Origin of the sequence: Paenalcaligenes hominis, assembly GCF_041359055.1 — a bacterium.
GTDB lineage: Bacteria > Pseudomonadota > Gammaproteobacteria > Burkholderiales > Burkholderiaceae_B > Paenalcaligenes > Paenalcaligenes hominis_A.
On record NZ_JBGJKZ010000002.1, the window covers coordinates 20,392 to 41,517 of the forward strand.

At 45.0% G+C, this 21,126-nt stretch carries 18 protein-coding genes; 7 read left to right on the forward strand and 11 right to left on the reverse strand.

Going from position 1 to position 21,126, the window contains the following annotated elements; translation table 11 throughout:
• Window positions 1-95: 95 nt before the first annotated feature.
• Both ACBP46_RS03950 and ACBP46_RS03955 read right to left on the reverse strand, forming a co-directional pair.
• On the reverse strand, window positions 96-992 hold the full coding sequence (locus tag ACBP46_RS03950; protein WP_371015443.1) for an amino acid ABC transporter substrate-binding protein: 897 nt from the start codon (window positions 990-992) through the stop codon (window positions 96-98).
• A 178-nt stretch (window positions 993-1,170) separates the two neighbouring features.
• Window positions 1,171-2,796, reverse strand: a complete 1,626-nt coding sequence (locus ACBP46_RS03955) for a Na+/H+ antiporter (RefSeq protein ID WP_371015444.1) — start codon at window positions 2,794-2,796, stop codon at window positions 1,171-1,173.
• Window positions 2,797-2,963: 167 nt separating this feature from the next.
• Here ACBP46_RS03955 and ACBP46_RS03960 point away from each other — a divergent pair, with 167 nt between their 5' ends.
• Entirely contained in the window at window positions 2,964-4,490 is a 1,527-nt protein-coding gene (locus ACBP46_RS03960) for an aldehyde dehydrogenase family protein (RefSeq protein ID WP_371015445.1), read from the forward strand.
• A 56-nt stretch (window positions 4,491-4,546) separates the two neighbouring features.
• Here ACBP46_RS03960 and ACBP46_RS03965 read toward each other — a convergent pair whose 3' ends face one another.
• Genes ACBP46_RS03965 through ACBP46_RS03975 form a run of 3 tightly spaced genes read right to left on the reverse strand, consistent with a single transcriptional unit; the run spans window position 4,547 to window position 7,787 of the window.
• Window positions 4,547-6,091: a DHA2 family efflux MFS transporter permease subunit gene (locus ACBP46_RS03965; protein ID WP_371015446.1), complete on the reverse strand. Its 1,545-nt coding sequence runs from the start codon at window positions 6,089-6,091 to the stop codon at window positions 4,547-4,549.
• Window positions 6,088-7,266 carry an HlyD family efflux transporter periplasmic adaptor subunit gene (locus tag ACBP46_RS03970; protein WP_371015447.1) on the reverse strand — a complete coding sequence of 393 codons (1,179 nt, stop codon included), beginning with the start codon at window positions 7,264-7,266 and terminating at the stop codon, window positions 6,088-6,090. Before ACBP46_RS03970 ends, ACBP46_RS03965 begins: the two co-directional genes overlap by 4 nt.
• 29 nt (window positions 7,267-7,295) lie before the next feature.
• Window positions 7,296-7,787 (reverse strand): MarR family winged helix-turn-helix transcriptional regulator, encoded by a 492-nt coding sequence (locus ACBP46_RS03975; RefSeq protein WP_371015448.1) that lies wholly within the window; start codon window positions 7,785-7,787, stop codon window positions 7,296-7,298.
• Window positions 7,788-8,159: 372 nt separating this feature from the next.
• Between ACBP46_RS03975 and ACBP46_RS03980 the strand changes: the two genes are divergently transcribed.
• The 3 genes from ACBP46_RS03980 (at window position 8,160) to ACBP46_RS03990 (ending at window position 10,882) form a co-directional block, all read left to right on the forward strand.
• On the forward strand, window positions 8,160-9,458 hold the full coding sequence (locus tag ACBP46_RS03980) for an MFS transporter (protein WP_371015449.1): 1,299 nt from the start codon (window positions 8,160-8,162) through the stop codon (window positions 9,456-9,458).
• Between the two features lie 2 nt (window positions 9,459-9,460).
• Window positions 9,461-10,399 (forward strand): ornithine cyclodeaminase family protein, encoded by a 939-nt coding sequence (locus ACBP46_RS03985; RefSeq protein ID WP_371015450.1) that lies wholly within the window; start codon window positions 9,461-9,463, stop codon window positions 10,397-10,399.
• 120 nt (window positions 10,400-10,519) lie between these two features.
• Window positions 10,520-10,882: an MAPEG family protein gene (locus tag ACBP46_RS03990; protein WP_371015451.1), complete on the forward strand. Its 363-nt coding sequence runs from the start codon at window positions 10,520-10,522 to the stop codon at window positions 10,880-10,882.
• Window positions 10,883-10,959: 77 nt separating this feature from the next.
• Here ACBP46_RS03990 and ACBP46_RS03995 read toward each other — a convergent pair whose 3' ends face one another.
• A complete protein-coding gene (locus tag ACBP46_RS03995; protein WP_371015452.1) occupies window positions 10,960-12,117 on the reverse strand; it encodes an AI-2E family transporter in 1,158 nt (385 codons plus the stop codon).
• Between the two features lie 144 nt (window positions 12,118-12,261).
• Here ACBP46_RS03995 and ACBP46_RS04000 point away from each other — a divergent pair, with 144 nt between their 5' ends.
• The gene (locus ACBP46_RS04000; protein WP_371015453.1) at window positions 12,262-12,636 is read left to right on the forward strand and encodes a glutathione S-transferase N-terminal domain-containing protein; all 375 of its coding nucleotides are present in this window, start codon (window positions 12,262-12,264) and stop codon (window positions 12,634-12,636) included.
• 54 nt (window positions 12,637-12,690) lie between these two features.
• On the opposite strand, the gene fabG is transcribed toward ACBP46_RS04000, so the two are convergent.
• From fabG to ACBP46_RS04020, 4 genes are all read right to left on the reverse strand, one after another.
• The gene (gene fabG / locus ACBP46_RS04005) at window positions 12,691-13,446 is read right to left on the reverse strand and encodes a 3-oxoacyl-ACP reductase FabG (protein WP_371016047.1); all 756 of its coding nucleotides are present in this window, start codon (window positions 13,444-13,446) and stop codon (window positions 12,691-12,693) included.
• 92 nt (window positions 13,447-13,538) lie between these two features.
• On the reverse strand, window positions 13,539-14,024 hold the full coding sequence (locus ACBP46_RS04010; protein WP_371015454.1) for a phosphate-starvation-inducible protein PsiE: 486 nt from the start codon (window positions 14,022-14,024) through the stop codon (window positions 13,539-13,541).
• 234 nt (window positions 14,025-14,258) lie between these two features.
• A complete protein-coding gene (locus ACBP46_RS04015; RefSeq protein WP_371015455.1) occupies window positions 14,259-15,623 on the reverse strand; it encodes a flavin-containing monooxygenase in 1,365 nt (454 codons plus the stop codon).
• A 331-nt stretch (window positions 15,624-15,954) separates the two neighbouring features.
• Entirely contained in the window at window positions 15,955-16,479 is a 525-nt protein-coding gene (locus tag ACBP46_RS04020; protein WP_371015456.1) for a metal-dependent hydrolase, read from the reverse strand.
• Window positions 16,480-16,799: 320 nt separating this feature from the next.
• On the opposite strand from ACBP46_RS04020, the gene ACBP46_RS04025 reads away from it, so the two are divergent.
• Window positions 16,800-17,996 carry an MFS transporter gene (locus tag ACBP46_RS04025; protein WP_371015457.1) on the forward strand — a complete coding sequence of 399 codons (1,197 nt, stop codon included), beginning with the start codon at window positions 16,800-16,802 and terminating at the stop codon, window positions 17,994-17,996.
• Between the two features lie 193 nt (window positions 17,997-18,189).
• Window positions 18,190-19,422, forward strand: a complete 1,233-nt coding sequence (locus tag ACBP46_RS04030; protein WP_371015458.1) for a serine hydrolase domain-containing protein — start codon at window positions 18,190-18,192, stop codon at window positions 19,420-19,422.
• A 108-nt stretch (window positions 19,423-19,530) separates the two neighbouring features.
• Here the strand turns inward: ACBP46_RS04030 and ACBP46_RS04035 are convergent, their stop codons facing one another.
• The gene (locus tag ACBP46_RS04035) at window positions 19,531-21,000 is read right to left on the reverse strand and encodes an MFS transporter (RefSeq protein ID WP_371015459.1); all 1,470 of its coding nucleotides are present in this window, start codon (window positions 20,998-21,000) and stop codon (window positions 19,531-19,533) included.
• Window positions 21,001-21,126 lie beyond the last annotated feature (126 nt).

Consider the following 21,126-nt stretch of genomic DNA (forward strand, 5'->3'; position numbering starts at 1 on the left):
AGTAATAATAAATAAATGGGCTAAGGGTACTCGAGCGAATCAACAACAAAACCCCTTTAAAAGGGGTTTTGTTGCAAAGTCAAAATGCGTAGCCCCTAGAATTTGTAGTCTTCCATGGGTTTGTCATTGGGGTTTGCCCAAGCGTCTTTGGTGGCTTGGGATAGCTCTAGACCAATAACTGTGCCTGCTGGAGGCGTAGGTTGTAAGAACCATTTATCCCACAAAGCATTGAGTGTGCCGTCTTCGATTTGGCGCTGAATACTTTTGTTAATAGCCGCTTTAAGCTTGTCATCATTTTTACGCAACATGCAAGCGATAGGCTCTACATTAAGTGTTTCACCCACAATTTTAAAATCAGCGGGGTTGCGAGACTTGGAGATATTAGCCGCTAGAATTGAGCCGTCCATTACGAACACATCTGCACGGCCGGTTTCAAGTAAAAGAAAACTATCGGCGTGATCTTTGCCCATAACCTCTTTGAAGTTAATGCCCTCGGCGCGTTTGTTGCGTCTTAGGGTTTGAACTGAGGTGGTACCGGTTGTAACGGCAACCGTTTTGCCATCAAGGTCGGCGATGGAGCTAATGCCTGAGTCAGCCTTGGTCGCCATGCGGACTTCTTCAACGTAGGTGGTATTTGCAAAATCAACGTCTTTTTGGCGGGCTTTATTATTGGTGGTTGAGCCGCATTCGAAATCAACGCTGCCGTTTGTCACAAGTGGAATACGGTTTTGTGATGTGACAGGTTGATATTTAATTTCTAAGTTTTCTAAACCGAGATCTTTACGTAAGTCGTCTACGATATTTTCTGCCATTTCCGTATGGAAACCGACAAACTTGCCATTTCCTAGGGTATAGCCTAAGCCTGAGGATTCTCGCACACCTAAAGTGACAGAGCCAGAATCTTTAATTTTTTGTAGTGTATCTGAAGCTTGGGCAAAAGCACTGCCCGTTGCAAGAGCAAAAACAGCAGCGGCGATGAAATGTTTTTTCATACAGATTCCTTGAGTTGAACTACCAAACGATAATTAACTACTCTTAGGGCTAACTAAGTGATTCGATTCTAGAAGCAATTAATTACAATAGCTAGTAGGTTTATACCTATATACGGCTCACTGTATGAGAAATTTCAGCTCTAAGCCATCAGACTTAGGTAAGAGATAGCTAAAGAAATTAGTTAAAACGCACCTCATCCAGATCCAGCTTTTGCACTAATTCCCGAGCTAGTTCATCAGAAATTTTGTGTTCTTTAGCCAGTTGGTAAATGCTGGCTCGGGCTGTATTAATAATTTTCAGGCGTAATAAGCGTTCAGCATAGTATTTTTTGTAATCAATACTATTGCTGTCTGTATGAAGTGCAAAACTATTACCAAAATCAGACAAGAGCTTGTTTTTGACTTCGTCGTAATAGGCTTGATCTAAGTCGTTTTTATCTAGACTGGCTATGAGTTCATCAATATGTTGTGCAGCTAAGGTTTGAGCGGTTTGAATAGCTATGTGTTTTTGTTTTTCATGAGACGCTTTGGATGCGCCAGTGGGGACTAAGTCTTTTAATAACCATGGCAGCACAATACTAGCTAAGATCAAAGAAATAATAATGACGGTCGCTGCTAAAAAAATAGCCAAATCACGCCCTGGGAATTGGGCTCCGTCTGGCAGCAATAAAGGCAGTGTTAATACGCCAGCAAGGGTTACTGCACCGCGCACACCTGCAAACGATAGGATTAGTATGTGCCGCCACTGGGTAGCGAGCGTTTCGGGTTTGCGTGCAAATAAACGCATTAAAAATAATGAGACGCTGACCCACACAAAGCGCAATGCGGTCAGGCTTAAACAGATCACAAACGCATAGACCACTAACCACCAAGGGTTGTGATGCCCTGTTTGCTGAACCACGAGCACGGCGTTATTAAAAATGCCCGGCAGTTGCTCGCCAAGCAAGACAAACATAATGCCGTTTAAGGTGAACTGTAAGGTATCCCAAAGGGCGGTGCGACGGACGCGAGTGAGCGGGGAGATACGGCCAGAAAACTCAATGGTGCTCATGGTCAAGCCTGCTGCTACTGCAGCTAAAATACCTGAACCACCAATTTTTTCAGCTACGATGTAGGCAGCAAAAGGGGTTAGGATACTTAATAGCAGCTCAGAGCCTTGTTCTTCACCAAAGCGATGAGTAAAACGCTCGCGTATGAAAGAGAGTCCCCATGTGACTGCGGCACCGGTAATAAGACCTGCTAAAGCTACCCAGACAAAGGATGAGGCCGCTTGAGTCAAAGAAAAAGCCCCTGTCATGGCGGCAAGAACAGCCATTCTAAAGGCGACTAAACCACTGGCATCATTAAATAAGGCTTCCCCCTCAAGGATAGACATAAGTCGTTGGGGTACAGGTAAGCGACGGGTGATACCCGCAACAGCTACGGGATCAGTGGGGGAAACAATAGCAGCAAGTGCAAAACTAACGGCCAAGGGCATTGTAGGGATCATCCAGTGAATTAAATACCCTAAACCAAATACCGTAATAAAAACCAGACCAAACGCCAGATGGAAAATACCGGCTTTATCGCGCATTAAGGCGTCTTTAGGAATACGCCACCCATCTAAAAAAAGCAGGGGAGGGATAAAAAGTAAAAAAAACACCTCGGGATTGAGGTTAATGCCTTCTTTAAAAACACCCGCAATCACAATACCAAACACAATCTGAATGAGGGGGAGGGGTATGCCCCAGGGTAGAACTCGTCCTATTACGCCACTAAGCAAAATGGCAACAAGCATGGTAAAAATTAACCCAACGCTTTCCATAACCCTCTCCATGTAAATGTCACGGCTGTGATTTTATTTAAGTGTCTCAAAAACAACATTAAAATTTTAAAACATAATGCTATGCTAATGGGATGGAATCCAGAGTAGGACTTGGATCTGCCGTGCTGTTTTTGAATTCAACTATCAGATGCCCCAGGAGGAGTAAGATGAATTTAATAGATTTGAAACGGTTTGGTATTAGTCTTGATTACCCCTATAAAAAACGATACGAGAACTACATAGGAGGTAAATGGGTTGCACCGGTAGCAGGAGAGTATTTTGAAAATATAACACCTATTTCTGGAGAGGTGTTTTGTGAGGTAGCACGCTCAAATGCTGATGATGTGAATGTGGCGCTTGATGCAGCCCATGCCGCATTCAAAGGCTGGGCAGACACACCTGTAGCTGAACGCTCTGCTGTGTTGTTGCGTATAGCGGATAGGATTGAGCAAAATCTAGAGCGATTAGCCGTGGCTGAAACCCTAGATAATGGCAAGCCAATTCGTGAGACCATGGCCGCAGATTTACCTCTAGCGGTAGATCACTTCCGTTACTTTGCTGGTTGCTTACGGGCACAGGAAGGTGCTATTTCAGATATAGAAAAAAATACGGTGGCTTATCACTTCCAAGAGCCGATTGGGGTGGTGGGGCAAATTATTCCTTGGAACTTCCCGTTATTAATGGCTGCGTGGAAACTGGCACCTGCATTGGCAGCGGGCTGCACCGTTGTTATGAAACCCGCCGAGCAAACGCCTGCTTCCATTATGGTGTTGATGGAAACCATAGGTGATCTTTTACCTCCAGGGGTGGTCAACATAGTTAATGGCTATGGCAAAGAGGCGGGTGCTGCCTTAGCCTCTAGCCCACGTATTGCAAAAGTGGCTTTTACGGGGTCTACGCCTGTAGGTCAACAAATCTTACGCAATGCGGCTGACACATTAATCCCTGCTACGGTAGAGCTAGGCGGTAAAAGTCCTAATATTTTCTTTGAAAACGTCATGTCGGCTGACGATGCCTTTTTTAATAAAGCCCTTGAAGGGGCTGCTATGTTTGCCTTGAACCAAGGCGAGGTATGCACCGCTCCTTCTCGTCTTTTGGTGCAGGAGTCTATCTATGAGCAATTCATAGAAAAAGTAGTAGCTCGGGTCGAACAAATTAAAAAGGGTCACCCGCTTGATAAAAACACGATGGTAGGGGCACAGGTCTCACAAGCACAACTTGATCGTATATTGGGTTATATCAACTTAGGACGTGAAGAAGGGGCCACTTGCTTAACCGGAGGGGAACGCAACCGCATGGGTGAAGGGTTAGACGAAGGCTTTTTCGTTAAACCAACCCTGTTACTTGGTAAAAATACCATGCGTGTATTCCAAGAGGAAATTTTTGGCCCTGTGGCAGCGGTTACTACCTTCAAGGACGAAGAGGAGGCCTTAGCGATTGCAAATGATACTATTTTTGGCTTAGGCGCTGGGGTCTGGAGTCGCGACGCTTCCCAAGCTTATCGCATGGGGAGGGGGATACAAGCTGGACGCGTTTGGACTAACTGCTATCATATGTACCCAGCTCATGCGGCCTTTGGCGGTTACAAGCAATCAGGCATTGGGCGTGAAACACATAAAATGGCGTTAGCTAATTATCAACAAACCAAATGCTTGCTGGTAAGTTACAGCGACGAAGCGCTGGGCTTTTTCTAATTACTTAGGCTTGGTTCTGTACCCCACTCTGTATGAGTGGGGTTTTTTTTAGGGTTTTATGCACGGACTGCGGCGGGTCGTGCCAACCAAACCAAGCCTAATAACACTACAAAAATAATAGCAGAGGCATAGAAAATATCGGTGGCGGCTAAGGTCTGAGCTTGTTGGGCAATGATGTCATCAATTAGGCCAAGAGCCTGCTGTGAGGTTAAGCCTAGCTCGTGCAGTTGATCGGTGTACCAGTCAAATGCAGGCTCTCCCGGACGTGCTAGCTCCGTCATTTGTGCATGATGCAAACTTGTTCGGTCGCTCCATAATGTAGTAGTAATAGATGTACCAAATGCGCCTGCTAATAATCGGGCAAAATTGGATAAACCCGCTGCTGCAGGGATCCGGTCTGGAGCTAAGCCGGACAGCGTGATGGTTGTTAACGGTGTAAAAAAGGTAGCCATGGCAGCCCCCTGAATAAAGGTAGGCAGCATGACGGTATAAATGCTGACATCGGTGCTGAATTGCGACCGCATATAGCTGGTTAAGGCAAATACAATAAAGGCAAAACTAATGATCCAGCGAGGGTCATATTGCGATAAAAGACGGCCCACAATAGGCGATAAAATAATCGCTAATATGCCTACAGGTGCTAACGCAATACCTGCCCAGGTTGCCGTGTAGTGCAGTGTACTTTGCAACCACAAAGGCACCAAAACCACGGCACCAAAAAACACCCCATAAGCAACAGAAATCATAATAACTCCCGAGCTAAAGTTGCGTTGTTTAAATAAACTTAAATCAACAATGGGATGGGTTGCGGTAAGCTCCCAGATCAAAAAATAAACAAAACCGACTACGGTGACCACAGCCAGAGCAATAATAAAAGGGCTTGCAAACCAATCGAGTTCTTTGCCTTTATCTAATAAGATCTGTAACGCCCCTACCCAGACTAAAAGCAGCGTCAATCCTATAATATCTATAGGCAAACGACGCCGTTCTGAGTCACGATCTTTGTAGATATGCCAACAGACCCATCCTGCTACTAGGCCAATCGGCACATTGATATAAAAAATCCAAGGCCAACTGTAGTTGTCAGAGATCCATCCCCCCAGCAAAGGACCTGCAATGGGGCCAACTAAAATAGTCATTCCCCACATGGCAAGAGCCATACCGGCCTTATCGCGAGGGTAGCTGCCTAGCATTAGAGCTTGCGATAAAGGAATCATCGGACCTGCTACAGCCCCCTGCAAGACTCTAAAAAACACCAATGATTCTAAGGACCAAGCTAAGCCGCAAAGCCACGAGGCTAAAACAAACAGCAGCATAGACAGTACAAAGAGTCGTACTTGGCCAAAACGTTGAGTTAGCCAACCGGTTAGCGGTACAGTCACAGCATTGGCTACCCCAAAAGATGTAATGACCCAGGTGCCTTGAGTCGTGCTCACGCCTAGGTCGCCCGCAATCGTGGGAATAGACACATTAGCAATCGACATATCCAGCGCATTCATAAACACGGCAATGGATAGGGCGATAGTCCCAGCGACCTTAGCTTTGCCTTCTAGGGGTGGATACGATTTGGATGTGGTGGATTTAGAGGCACTTGAACTCATGAAGCTATGTTGTCCTTAATTAATGTAAGGATGCGTTGCTCCAACTGCTCTGTATTTGAACTGACTGAAATATGTTGAGTGTGAGGGGCGGGTTTAAGTGTTTGCACGGGTGCATCCAAAGCGACCTTGGCATGCATAGATAAACCTGCTCGTAAAGGAAAGCGAGCCAATTCGTCTGGGTCTAATTGGATACGTACGGGGACGCGTTGAATAACTTTAATCCAGTTGCCGCTGGCATTTTGTGGAGGCAATAGTGAGAACACCCCGCCAGTGCCGGCTGAAATGCCCTCAATAACACCATGAAACTGTTGCTTTTTACCGTAATAGTCTGAGTACAAACTGACGGGGAGCCCGGGCTTAACATGCGTGAGCTGATTTTCCTTAAAATTCGCCTCTACCCAAAGTTGCTCTGGCGCAATCACACTAAAAAGAGGTGTGTTCACGCCTATGGGTTTACCCAGTTGAGCAGAGCGTTGTGCCAACACACCACTAATGGGCGCGCGTATAGTAGTACGCTCGATTTCTAACCAAGCTTGACGCACAGCCTGGGCCGCGCGAAGTACATCAGGATGTTGTGTAACATCGGTTTGAGCGGTCAGCGCTTGATTGGTTTTTAGCTTGGCTTGGGCAGCCTCAAGGGCAGCCTGAGCTTGTGCGACGGCAGCTTGGGCTTGAGCTTGGGCGGTACGAGCATGCAAGAGTTCCTCGCCACTTACCCCACCTGCTTTGCCTAATGTTTGACGGCGCTTTAGGTCTTGGTTAGCACGAGATAGCTCGCTTTTTGTCGCTTCTATATTGGCTTCAGCTTCAAGAATACTAGCTTTAAGCGCATCGGTTTCCGTGTAGAGGGTTTGGGTATGACGAACCACTTGAGCTAATTGAGCCTCTGCGGTTTGCAGAGCGAGCTGATAGTCTGTGTCATCGAGTTGAACGATTACATCGCCTTGTTGTACGGTTTGTGTTTCATCTGCGTACAGTGCTATTACTGTTCCTGGAACACGACTGCTGACAGGAACTAAATTGCCGTGAACATAGGCATCCTCAGTGCTTTCAAATTGCGCGGCAAAATAAAACCACCAAATGGCATAACACACACCAACAACAATAAAGAAAAATGTCGCAAAACGCAGCAACGGTTTGCGTTTAGGGTGAACGGAGGTTTCAGTTGAGCTCATGATAGGGGGTAATAGGGTGAAAAGAGGAGTTAAGCGTTGGAGTGAGGCACGAAATCAGGGTTGTGCGTTCCATTGGCAATAATGCGTTGTAAAAAATGCAAACAGAGTTGAACTTCCTCTGGGCTAAAGCCAGCGACGTGCTGATTTAAACTGTCTGCAACCAAGGGCAGAATAGCCTCACACACCTTTTCTCCGGCTGGACTAAGTTTAAGTTTCATGACACGGCGGTCTATGAGACAGCGTTCTCTATAGAGCAAGCCTTTTGCTTCAAGCCGGTCAAGAGTGCGTGTCATGGCACCCGTATCGGTGTTTTCGCGACGTGCTAACTCTCCTGCTGTTTCTAAGCCAGCATAACGAATTAAGACTAGAGGCCGCCATTGAATAGCTGTTAATCCTAGAGGCGCACTTTGCTCGTTAAGCATGCTGTTAATGCTGGCTAAGGCTTGTCTAAGTAAATAGCTGAGATTGTTATTGGCTTGCAATGAGTCAGGCGTGGGTAGGTAGTAGATAGAGGAGGGCATAGGTCTCTAAACAAAATCCAATAAATGGCTATTTTGCTCTTAAATAGCTGCTTAGGCAACTATTGTCTAGGCAATTAGGGGGACGTGGTGTTTGGGTATGAGCTCACCACCTAGGTCACGGGATGGCTTTGGATTGGGTTTAAACGTCCCACAAAAAATGGGTAGCCTCAGCAGAAAATACTCCCGTTTTGCATTTATTTTAAGACCAAGAGGGTTAACCCTAGTTACTTTTAAGGTGTAACCTGATTAAGTTTGCAGTTAACTATTTGAATCATAAAGTAGCACCTATACATAACAGGGCTGGATGTGGTGCAGGCTAAGCATTCATGCGGCCTAGCTGCAACAACAAATTATTTTATTAAAGGAGAATCCATGACTAACAAAAATAAAGCCATGGAGGCAGTACCTAAAGCCGCACACAAACGCGTGCTCCTAGCTAGCTTGACAGGCAGTTCTATCGAGTGGTTTGACTTCTTTTTATATGCCACCACGGCAGCTTTGGTCTTTAATAAGCTGTTTTTCCCTACTGATGACCCAGTAGTGAGTTTGATGTTGGCGTATTTGTCGTTCTCGCTCACTTTCTTTATCCGTCCACTAGGTGGGTTTATTTTTGCCCATATTGGCGACCGTATCGGGCGCAAAAAAACCTTAGTCATCACCTTGTCATTAATGGGAGCGGCTACGGTATTAATTGGTTTGTTGCCTACCTATGAGATGATTGGTGTTTGGGCACCCATTTTATTAATTGCATTACGCTTAATTCAAGGGATGGGTATTGGTGGCGAATGGGGTGGTGCGCTGCTGTTGGCGTACGAATACGCACCTGAAAACCGTAAAGGGTTATTTGGCAGCGTGCCACAAATGGGTGTCACCATTGGTATGTTGCTAGCGACTTTAGCTATGGCGCTCATGAGTCAATTGCCAGATGAGCAATTTATGAAGTGGGGCTGGCGTGTGCCTTTTGTGGCTAGTGCAGGGTTGGTATTACTTGGGCTGTGGATTCGTAATGGCATTGATGAAACCCCCGCATTTAAAGAGGCAAAGCGAACAGGGGATGTGTCTCGTCTCCCTTTAATTGAAACGCTTAAAACGCATAAACGCGAGGTACTCATTGCCGTAGGTGCCAAGGTAGTGGAAACCGCACCTTTTTATATTTTCTCTACCTACGTTGTCAGTTATGCCACTGGAGCATTAAGCTTTAGTCGTATTGAGGTATTAAATGCCGTCACCATTGCGACTTTAGTCACCACACTATGTATTCCATTAATGGGCTTATGGTCTGACTACATTGGTCGTAAACGTTTGTTTATTATGGGTGCCATTGTTATGGCTCTGTATGCGTTCCCCTACTTCATGCTGTTAAATAGCGATAGCTATGCGCTTTTAGTACTTGCCACAGTATTAGGTTTAGGTATTATTTGGGCCCCCATTACAGCAGTATTGGGTACTATGTTCTCTGAGATCTTTGCGACTCGAGTGCGATATACCGGTATTACCTTAGGCTATCAAATTGGTGCGGCACTGGCTGGTGGAACAGCCCCATTAATTGCAACCTGGTTAATGAGCCGTTATGACGGGTCTTGGGTTCCGGTGGCAGTTTATATTATTTTAACGGCTATTATTTCTCTATTTGCTGTAGCCACAGTACGAGAACAAACTCCTGCGAGGTAAGAATGATTGTTCTGGACCAAACTACCACCAACGAATTATTGCCATTTGAGCAGTTAGTGCCCACATTGCAGCGTGCATTCCAGGCAGACATTACTGTCCCTTTGCGCCATAACCACAGTATTGAATGTGGTGCGGAAAAAGGCATAGTGTTGATTATGCCTGCTTGGGATCAACACCAGTACATGGGGATCAAAACCGTCAATATTTTTCCTAATAATAAGGAAAAAAATTTGCCGGGTCTGCATTCCACTTACTTGTTATTCGATGGCACCACCGGTAAGCCTCTTGCCAATATCGATGGTAATGCTATTACATCTAGACGTACTGCTGCTGCCTCTGCATTAGGAGCCAGTTATTTAGCTCGTACTGATGCCAGCCGTTTGTTGGTGGTGGGTTCAGGGCAGGTTGCCGCCTATTTACCTGCGGCCTACGGAGCAGTGCGTGACTTAACTGAGGTGCTGGTATGGAATTACAACCCTGAAAGTGGTCATGTTTTAGTAAAACAACTACAGCAGCAGGGCGTGAATGCTCGGTGGGTTGATGACTTAGAGCAAGGGGTACGCTCGGCAGATATGATCAGTTGCGCAACGCTCTCCGAGCAGCCCTTAATACATGGCAGTTGGTTGCAAGCAGGTCAGCATTTGGATTTGATTGGTAGTTTTACTCCGACCATGATCGAAAGTGCTCCAGACTGCTTTAGTCATTCTTCTGTCTTTGTGGATACCGATGAGGCTCCGATGAAAGCGGGTGATTTACTCGAAGCCTTTAAAGCAGGGACGTTGCAGGCCGAAGCCATTCAAGCCACTTTATTTGATTTGTGTTCGGGGCGTCACCCTGGGCGTCGCTCTCAAGACGAAATTACTGTTTTTAAAGCCGTAGGCAATGCGCTTGAGGACTTGGCCGCGGCAGTATTGGTATACGAAAGCTACACACGCAACTAGCTCGTTTCCTTGCTGTTTGTCTAAATATGGCCTCTTTTTTTAATCAGAGGCCATTTTTTATTAGGTGCTTTGGTTGTGGCTAGGGATAATTAATAAAGACAAAATTTAAGGAGTCGTATTATGGTGGAATGGATTTTGGTTGGGGCAGCTGTTTTGCCTTTGATTGCCGCTGTCAGTGCCAAAGCGGGTGGTTCACAGTTTAATAATCATGAGCCTCGGGTTTGGTTAGAGCACCAAAGTGGTTGGCGTGCGCGTGCTCATGCGGCTCAGAAAAATACCTTTGAAGCGTTGCCACTTTTTTATGCTGCCATTTTATTTGCTCTTTACAAAGGAGTAGATACCGATGTGATTGTTCAATGGGGCTGCATTTGGTTAGGTTTTCGTTTGGCGTACATTTGGATTTATATTAAAGATTGGGCGCTGGCACGTAGCATTGTCTGGGGGTTGGCTTTTTTAGTCAGTATTTTTATTTTGTTTTTATAAAAAAAGGACTGAGGTTCAGTCCTTTTTACTCAAATGCGTGGAATGCCTCGTGGTTTAGAGCGAGGAAGGTAGTAATGTTATTGCTTGGGCTTGGAGGGGGGGTGTAGGCTAATGGTGGCATGTTCAATGGTTTCAATTGAACCTGCGTGCATTTCGATATGATCTCCCTCTAGCATCTCGTCTTGACGCTGTATCGCAGACGGGAACAGGTCCCAACATGCCATAAAAATGGCAGCAATCAGAGGCCCGATCACAAAGCCGTTTAATCCAAATAAAGACAACCCACCTAAGGTGGAAATTAAAATGATGTAATCAGGGATTTTAGTATCTTTACCGACTAGCAACGGACGCAATACGTTGTCGACCAGTCCAATGACAAGTAAACCATAAGCTGTCAAGATAATGCCTTTAACTAATAAGCCGGTACTAAAATAATAAATGGCTACTGGGGCCCAAATCAGTGACGCCCCTACAGCAGGTAGTAACGACAGCACGCCCATCAGTACGCCCCAAAATAAAGCACCCTCAACACCTAATACCCAGAAAATAATACCACCTAGCGCCCCTTGGGTGGCAGCCACGGCTATATTGCCTTTAACAGTGGCGCGAACCACGGTAGTGAATTTTTTAAACAAATGAGACTTTTGGTCTTCACTTAGTGGCACTAGCGAGCGGCAGTGTCTGGCAAGATCTGAGCCATCTTTCAAAAGAAAGAAAAGCAAATACAGCATAATCCCCAAGCTGATAAGGAACTGGAAAGTATTCGATCCAATATTGACGGCTTGTTTGGTTAGAAATTGACCTGCAGTCATCGCAAATTGGGAGAATTTAGCGCTGAGATCCTCTAAGTTTGTAATACCTACTCGTTGTAACGAGTCAGTGACAAAAGGAGGTAATGAGGCAATTATTTGCTCTAAATAATCAGCCATATCAATTTCACCGTTATCCATGCGTTTATAGAGCATGCCAATCTCTTGCGCTAAAGCGCCAGTAAGCAAAATAACGGGAATAATAACTATTAAAATAATGAAGACTAAATTCATTAATGCGGAGATCGTACGCCGGCCTTTAGTAAACACCAATAAACGCCGCTGTATGGGGGCAAAAATAATCGCTAAGATCACCCCCCAAAAAATAGCGCCATAAAATGGTAGTAAAATCCATATAAAAGCAACAGATACTATGCCTAGCAAAATAATAAAGCTACGAAAATAGAGACGGCTTTTTGTTGACATATGGACCCTTTAAGCTAAAACGATGAATGCCACGATTATATTCAAAAGCTTTGACCCTAAGGGACATATGTTTGCGACCAGAAGTACAAACAACGTAAAATAGCAACATTATTGCTATATCCTTATTCAGTCAGAAGGTCTTTTATGGTTTTGAAAGCGTTTAGAAATGGCTTGGGCAACATGATTGCTTGTGTGGAAACATTAACTCGGCCTGCCAAAAAGCAGCGTAGCGCCGAAGCACAAGCGCGAGTTGATCAAGAGGCCATGAACCTATCCTTGTATCAGTTTCATGCCTGTCCTTTTTGCATCAAAGTACGCCGTACATTACATACCTTGAATGTGCCAGTAGCGTTAAAAGAGGTGCAAAAAGATAAGGTTGCCGAAGCAGAGCTAATACAAAAAGGGGGTAAACGCCAAGTTCCCTGCCTGCGTATTATTGAAGATGATGGTCAAGAGCGTTGGCTTTATGAATCTAAAGCCATTATTGATTACCTAACAACACGCTTTGGTGATATGTAGTTTAAATTATGGCATAGTTCTAACCCCAGCATTAATGCTGGGGTTTTTTGTGTTTTAAAGAATGGCTTCGGGGGATTCGGGTAGAACCTGACCGCCATCAACAACAATGCCTTGACCTGTAATAAAACGGGCTTCTTTAGAGGCTAAAAAACAAACTGCATAACCAATGTCTTGGGGCTTGCCTAGAGCTTTGACAGGAACGGCTCGCGTCATTTGCTCTAAGTAGGCATCGCCTTGATCCGCTAAGCCTTCGGTGAGAATATTGCCAGGCATCACGGCATTAATAGTGATGCCGTATTGAGCATATTCTAAGGCGGCACTACGCATAAAACCTAGTTGTCCGGCTTTACTGGCCCCGTAGTGGCTCCAGTTTGGATAACCGGTGATGGCCCCAGTAATGGAAGAGGTGATAACAATGCGCCCGTAGCGTTGTGCTTTCATGGTGGCTACCACGGCCTGAGTCATGAAAAACGTGCTTTTTAAATTCACGGCTTGCATTTGATCCCACTGGGCCTCGGTCATTTCCTCAAGACTGGCTTGGGGGAAGATGCCTGTATTCGAGCAGAGAATATCGATGCGACCCCATTCAGCTACCACTTCTTTGACCAGCTGCTGGCAGGCGCTTTGCGATGTAACGTCTAAGGGTTTGAAGTGGCAGTTAAGCTCAGCAGCGGTGCTAGTCCCAGCTTTGGTATCAATGTCTGCAACGATAACTACTGCGCCTGCTTTAACTAGGGTAGCGGCAATCCCTTTGCCAATACCTTTGGCACCACCTGTTACTATAGCGACGTGTTGGTTTAAGTCGAATATAGTCTCTCCTTACGGTTTAATGCAAACTAGACTTGTAGTATACGTAATACCTAACTGAAACAGGGCGAGGACGGGACTTTTGTTAATCTAAATCAAGGTTCTAGACCTTCGTGGGTCTCGTCTGTGACACGGTGCGAGAGATTGGTTTTTTCTACTGATGGGTAGCGCGACGAGGCAAAGCGGACTACTAAAACGGCAATAGCCAACAGTAAAATAGCTCCGGATATATACACCACACCCATATTGGGATCATTGTGATGAGAAATATCAGAAATCATTAAACGGGTAAGAGCAGTGATTGCGACATAGATTAAAAAGCGTACTGGCATATGATTAGTTTTGAAATAAATGCCAACCATGGCTCCTAGCTCTAAATAAATAAAGAGCAGCAAGATGTCATCAATAGAAGCTTTACCTTTGAGGAAAATCTCGATGGCTGTTAGCGTACCGGCCCAGACGGTTATACCGCCGATGGCAAACAAAGCCAGATAGTGAAATGCTTCAACAAGCAAATTGCCGACCGATTCGGCGTAATCATGTAAACAGCCGCGCCATTTTTCTGCTTTGTTTTTGTGCATAATGGGACCTTAAAATAGAAATAACCCAAAAAATTTAGTCATTTCTAATAGATTAACAAATAGAAAAGATGAATTGTAATCATCCCTTAGGCACTACGCTATGGGTTTTTAATTAGAGGGAGAACAAGTAATGCGCAGAAAAACAGCAGACAAGTGTTCTATAAGCCATAAAAAAGGCTTTAGCAGTTACGCTAAAGCCTCGATTTATAAAGTCATGCTCAATACAGAGCAGACTTAGCTTACTTTTTTAAATGCTAGCGACATAAAACCTTCTAGGCTGTCGTCTTTGATTTCTAACCAAGGGCGAGGCAGCTGTGCTGCCATGGTACCAGTGATGGTCGAGGCATAAGATTTATTACGGAAGCCCATAATATCGGTTTGTTTATCTTGTAGCCATTGTTTGAATAGATCCGCTTGCTGGTGTACAGGGAAACTAGGGTAGTCGGTGACTTGAATCAGATCATCAATATAACTGGCTTGAAAATCAATGGATTTAGCATCGGTATCCAGTTGCTCGTGGCGGGCGAGCCAAGCATCTATGTCTTGACGTCGTGATGCAGCGTCGGGAAGTTGGATCTTGCCCATGATGACATCACGCACAAACCACGCTTGCGCATCAAACATATTAAATGTGAACCATTGGTCTTGCATCCCTAAATACATCAGTTTGGGGTTTGATTGAAACGCCACACCTTTATAGAGGTTGTCAGGGTATAAGCAGTTGTGAGTTTCTAGACGTAGATCATCTGGTAGGAACGGGAAATGGAACAAATAACCGGTACACATAATAATGGCATCTACATTTTGAGAGGTACCATCAGTGAAGTGAACGGTATTACCGTCTATGTGATCAAGACCCGGTTTTTCATTGATGGCATCAGGCCAGTCGTACCCAAAGGAGCCACCACGATGGCTGATGGTTATGGATTTGGCACCGTATTTATAACACTGTGAGCCAATGTCTTCGGCAGAGTAACTACCGCCTACAAGTAAAACGTCTTGGTCTTCGAATTCGAGCGCATCCCGAAAATCATGCGCATGCAGTACTCGGCCGGGGAACTGCTCCATGCCTTTGTAGTAAGGCATATTAGGGGTAGAGAAATGCCCTGTAGCTACAATTACGTAATCAAACTCTTCGGTTTCTTGCTCGCCCGTTTTGTGGTTCATCACCGTTACGGTAAAGCGTTCAGTTTGTTCATCAAAGGTCACCCAGCGTACTGGACATTCAAAACGAATGTAATTAAAAATAGCCCGTTTATCGATGCGCCCCATAATGTAGTCTTTTAATACTTCACGGGGTGGGTACGAGGGAATAGGCTGATTAAAGTGCTGATCAAAACTGTAATCAGCAAACTCTAAACACTCTTTGGGGCCATTGGACCATAAATAGCGGTACATACTGCCATGCACTGGTTCACCATTGCGGTCTAGGCCAGTACGCCAGGTGTAGTTCCACATGCCACCAATGTCGTTTTGTTTTTCGTAACAGGTAATTTCAGGTAAGTCGGTTACGCCTGCTTTGCGCAAGGCTTCAAACGCACGCAACTGTGCCAATCCACTAGGGCCTGCGCCTAGTATAGCTATCTTTGTTTTAGCCAAAATAAAACTCCGTTTCTTTGTTAGGCGCTAGCAAGGTGAGCGCTCTTTTTTTAATAGTTTTTAATGAAGAAAGGCCGTTTTTAAGTGTTCATACCTTTGGGTATTGAGCTTAAAAAATGCCCTCAAGCCCATCTTGGGTAGATGGAAAATAGATGGTCAAGAGGGTCATTGTACCATATTTTTGGAATTGGGTCTATTGGTGCTAACGGTAGGTGTTTGAAATCATTATGGATTTTTATTTTTGCTTTAAGCGTATACATACAAGCAAGGATTTTTCCTTGCCCATTAAAAAAGAAATTCTAGTAAAAAATAAAGGTTAACTGGACATTAACTAGGTCCAAAGCCGAATCCATAAACTCGTTAAATAATGTCCACCTACAGTGTTTTGATGCGTATATAACCAACTGCCCACACCAAACAATGTAAAGACTGCCACCATCATTTTTTCATTTTCTCCCGAGCGCCAAAGACCACCAAAAAAAGTAATGCGTTTATGGGGTAATACCCATGGAATACCAAGCGGGTTAGGGGCATCTGCAAAAATGTGAGCTAAAGCGCCTAGGCTGATGCCTAACAAAGCACATGCGTAGTAGGGGTCTAAATAGTGATATGCAAAATACATTAAGCCCAACCACAACGGGGGCCAATGAGTGATAGTGCGGTGGGGGATAAGCGTTTTTGTACGCACACCCCGCTTATAAATAGGAATTTCTATTAAATCGGGGAGTGTGGTAGAGCAAGCGGCGGCAAGTGCTGCAATGGCCTCTGCGCTATAGGAAAAACCTAGAGCATGGACGAATGCTGCAGCAAAAAAACCTGCGCCGACTCCGGTTAGTCGATGTCCTTTGCCCGTCATGTGTTTCTACTGCCTTAGTAATACTGGAAAAAAGACCAGTACCCTATCATAGCTGCAATCTAAACGCCAGAGGTAAAGAAATAACCCATACTATGGCACTCAAATAGCAGAGTCTAAAAGCCCTGTTTTTTTGAGCTTTAAGGTTTTTAGTTGGATGATGTCCATTGAAAGAGACTAAGGAGGATAAAGTCCCTTGACTCACTCATACTAAACAAAAGTTGAGGGTATTATGGTTGGCGTGGAAAACAAAATAATAAATTTAAACATTTATTTATTTGTCTATTTTTTGCCCTTATTTATATTTATGTAATGCGTGGTATATGTTGACACCCTCGTCTGAAACAGATGCTTTTATTATGCAAGGTAGCCGTGAATACAAACGTGCTACTTTTGCTTTATTTTGTGCAGGTTTTGCTACGTTTGCTTTGCTTTATTGTGTGCAGCCTTTGTTGCCTCAATTAGCCGCGTATTTTTCCATTACGGCAGCAAACAGTAGTCTAGCGTTATCAGTGACCACATTCAGTTTGGCAGCAGGGCTACTTATTTCAGGGGCTCTCAGTGAAAGCTGGGGGCGCAAACGCGTCATGGTAGTTGCGCTGTTAGGAGCATGCGTTTTAGGTTTAAGCACGGCATGGATAACGAATTGGCATCTATTATTACTATTGCGCACGCTACTTGGCATTATGCTGAGCGGCCTACCTGCTTTAGCAATGGCTTACATAGTGGAAGAGTTCGACCCGAGCTCGTTGTCCGTTGCTATGGGTACATACATTAGCGGCACTGCCTTAGGTGGTTTGTTAGGGCGGTTGCTTACTGGGATACTTAGCGATTGGGGTGGATGGCAGGTGGCTTTAGGTGGTATTGCTGCATTAGCGGTGGTGGCCTGTGGTTTGTTTATTTGCTTACTTCCGGCCTCAAAACATTTTGTTGCCCAACCTCTTTCATTAAAAGGGGTGGTGCAAAACTATATCCAACATATATCTCATAAAGAGCTACGCATTCTCTTTTGGTTACCCTTTTTATTAATGGGTAGTTTTGTCGCTTTGTTTAATTACATTGGCTTTTATCTGTCTCAAGCTCCTTTCACTTTATCGAGCAGTGTCATTGGTTTTTTATTCTTAGTGTATTTGTTGGGTATATGGAGCTCAAATATTGCGGGTAAGCTGGTTGCGAAACGAGGAGCACGCCCCGTATTGTTAAGCGCAATAGGCGTAATGTTTGTTGGCGCTTTGTTGTGCCTGACGTTTCAGCTCAGTGTGATTATTGTGGGGTTGGCGTTATTTACAGCCGGTTTTTTTGCTGCTCATTCTGTGGCTAGTGGACTGGTGGGGCAAACGGCTACCAAGGCTCGCGCGCAGGCGTCGGCGCTTTACCTCAGTTTTTATTATTTAGGCTCCAGTGTATTGGGGTATGCCATCGGGTGGTTTTGGTTACATGGAAACTGGTATTGGGTAGTCGGTGTTATCAGTCTGGTTTTAATGGTGTCCTATCGTCTGGCGTTACGCATTACTAAGTAGATGGCACCTCTAGTCTGATACTCACCCTATGTCTCAGCACTTCTTGGGGCCGTTTTCATATAGATACGTATTGTAGCGTTTGTATCAGTAGAGCCGACTATGATGATGCCTCTAATAACAAACTAATTGAGCAGGTTGCGCCTAGGTTTCATAGCACATCTAGAGCAAGCTGCTTAGAGAAAAGGAGTCTCGAGTGCTAGCTGCAAAAACACGAATCAAATGGAATGTCATGATGGCAATAGGCACCCTTTACGCGCTTCCCTCTTTCGCACAATCTGTGCCCAATCCTCATGCAAAAGAGGAAATTGGGACAGTGCAACAGGTTTATGATGGCGTGCTGTTGCCCGATATTCAGGCTAATACCTTTCGTAATATTGATCGGTTGTTTGCAACGCGAACAGTAAAGCACGATCCCAATCATATTTATCCTTTGCCTGAAAGTGAAAAAAAACTAACTCAAATCGAGGTTAAGGCACACGATAAAACTTACGATTTAGTGGATTACATCACCATTAATCGAGTAGCAGGGTTGTTAGTACTGAAAGATGGAAAAATCGCTTACGAAACTTATCAGTTAGGTAACACCGATCAAACCCGTTGGATGTCTATGTCAGTGGTTAAATCCATTACCGCCACATTGATTGGCGCAGCCATCCAAGACGGTCATATCAAAAGTATTGATGACCCCATCACCGATTACTTACCCGAGCTTAAACAAAGTGCTTATGATGGGGTAACGGTACGTCATTTATTGCAAATGGCCTCAGGTGTGCGGTGGAACGAAACCTATACGGATCCTAAATCCGACCGTCGTGCCATGCTTGAGGTTCAACATGCCCAAGAACCGGGCGGTGTGTTAAAACTGATGGCATCTTTACCGCGGGCGGCAGAGCCCGGCACAAAATGGAATTACAGCACAGGTGAAACTCAAGTGGCAGGCGCTTTAGTGAAAGCTGCTGTTGGCAAACCCGTAAGCGAGTATTTGTCTGAGCGTATTTGGAGCAAGCTCGGTATGGAGTCTGACGCTACATGGTGGCTTGAGTCCGATGATGGCTTAGAGGTAGGTGGCAGTGGTTTATCTGCCACTTTGCGTGACTATGGGCGTTTTGGTCAGTTTTTATTAAACGACGGCGTAATTGACGGCGAAGAAATATTGCCCAAAGGCTGGGTTAAAGAAGCCGGCTCACCTAAAGACATTAGTGGCGAGCGCATCAACTATGGGTATATGTTGTGGCCTATTCCCAATGCAGAAGGCACTGTACACGAAGGGGCTTTTGAAGCTCGCGGCATTTTTGGTCAACATGTGTATGTGAACCCAAAACACAATGTGGTCATCGCAGCGTGGGGGGCTTTGCCTAAACCACAAAATAAAGCCACTGTGCCTGATAACGACGTGTTTGCCGCTATGGTTGAAGCACTACAGTAAATAATGGTTTTACTTTAAAAAATGCGCTCCTATTTAAAAATAGTGAGCGCATTTTATTTTGTGACTACGAGTCGCTAAGCAGTATAAAAGGGCGTAAAAGTAAAAGGCTTAGCTTAGACGCTGCCGGTGTTGAAGGTCTTTAAATGCCATCCATAAAGACAAACCCATAATAAGCAAAATTGCAAAAAAACCGATGATCACTGCTGTGGTCCAAGAGGTATGGGGTTGTAGACTAAATACCAACGCTGTAATGACAGCGATACCCACAGAGGTGCCGATACGTTGTCCGGTTTGCATAATAGCCCCCGAGCTGCCGGCGTAATTAAGTGGGATCTCAGCTAGGGTTAAGGTTTGATTAGGACTAATCGTAGCGCCTTGGCCCAGACCAAAAAAACCAAGACTTAAAAGTAGCCACCAAATGCTAAGGCCCATGTAGTAATGCAACACAATAAATATAATGCTTAAAACTAACCCCAACATGGCCATACAAAGACCGCCAATAACGACTTTGCGCCCATAGCGATTAATATGTCGTCCAGACCAGTTCGAGGCCAGTGCTGAAAGCAATGCCGACGGAATACCAATCAGGCCTGCCTCAAAAGCAGTAAAGCCAATAGCTTGTTGAGTATAAATAGGAATCAACACCCACACACTGGTCATACCTAAAAAGTACAGCGCCATAATTAAACTGCCATTACGGTAACTGGTAATGGAGAAAATTTTTAAATCCACCATAGGGCTATAACCACGACGCATATACCAGTTTTCCCATTGCACCCAGAGATAAAAAAGTAAAAGACCTAATGGAATCAGCAGCCAAATTAATGACGAAGACTGCGACTCCACAAACGGAAACAGTACGCTTAGTACGCCTGTTCCCAGTAATAAAGCACCTATAGGATCTAAAGAGCTTAAACCGTGGTTTTTTTTCAATTCAGAAAAGCTGACCAAAGGACGAGGAAACCAACGCCACGCTAAAAACAAAGTCAGTATGCCTATAGGAACGTTAATTAAAAAAGTTAGCCGCCACCCGATATCAGGCCCGCCTAACTGTATAAGTAGCCCGCCTAACACAGGCCCAATGGCAACTGATACCCCGACCGTAGTTCCAAATAACCCAAAAGCACGCCCTCGTTCAGGCCCTTTGAAATACTGCTGAATCATGCCTACCCCTTGGGGGTTAAGAAGACCAGAACCAACCCCTTGCACAAAGCGCGCAATATTTAGTGAGTGCGCATCGGGAGCAAAGCCTGCGGCAATAGAAGATAAAGTAAAAATACTTACCCCCACCATAAATAAACCGCCTCTGCCGATCAGGTCTCCCGCCCGTCCTGCACTCACAAGCACTACACCAAAAGTAAGCGCGTAGCCGGATAAGATCCACTGCAAATCAGAATGACTCGCTTGCAAACCTGTTTGCACGGCAGGCAAGGCCACGTTGACCACGCTGACACTCATCAAGGACATAAAAATGGCCCCGATAATAACTATTAATAGACGCCAACGCATTGCATTAAAGGAGGAGGATGAGGAGGGAAGAGCAGAGTTTGATGCAGAGGTGTGAGGAGGGGTAGGCATAGGCGACTAGATTTTTGAAAAGTATAAGAGCTTATACAATACAACATCAGAGCTAAAAAGGCTGGGCTCCTATGCACGACAGAGGAGGCGTGGGCATATCCAGACGACCTAATGTATAGCCATAGC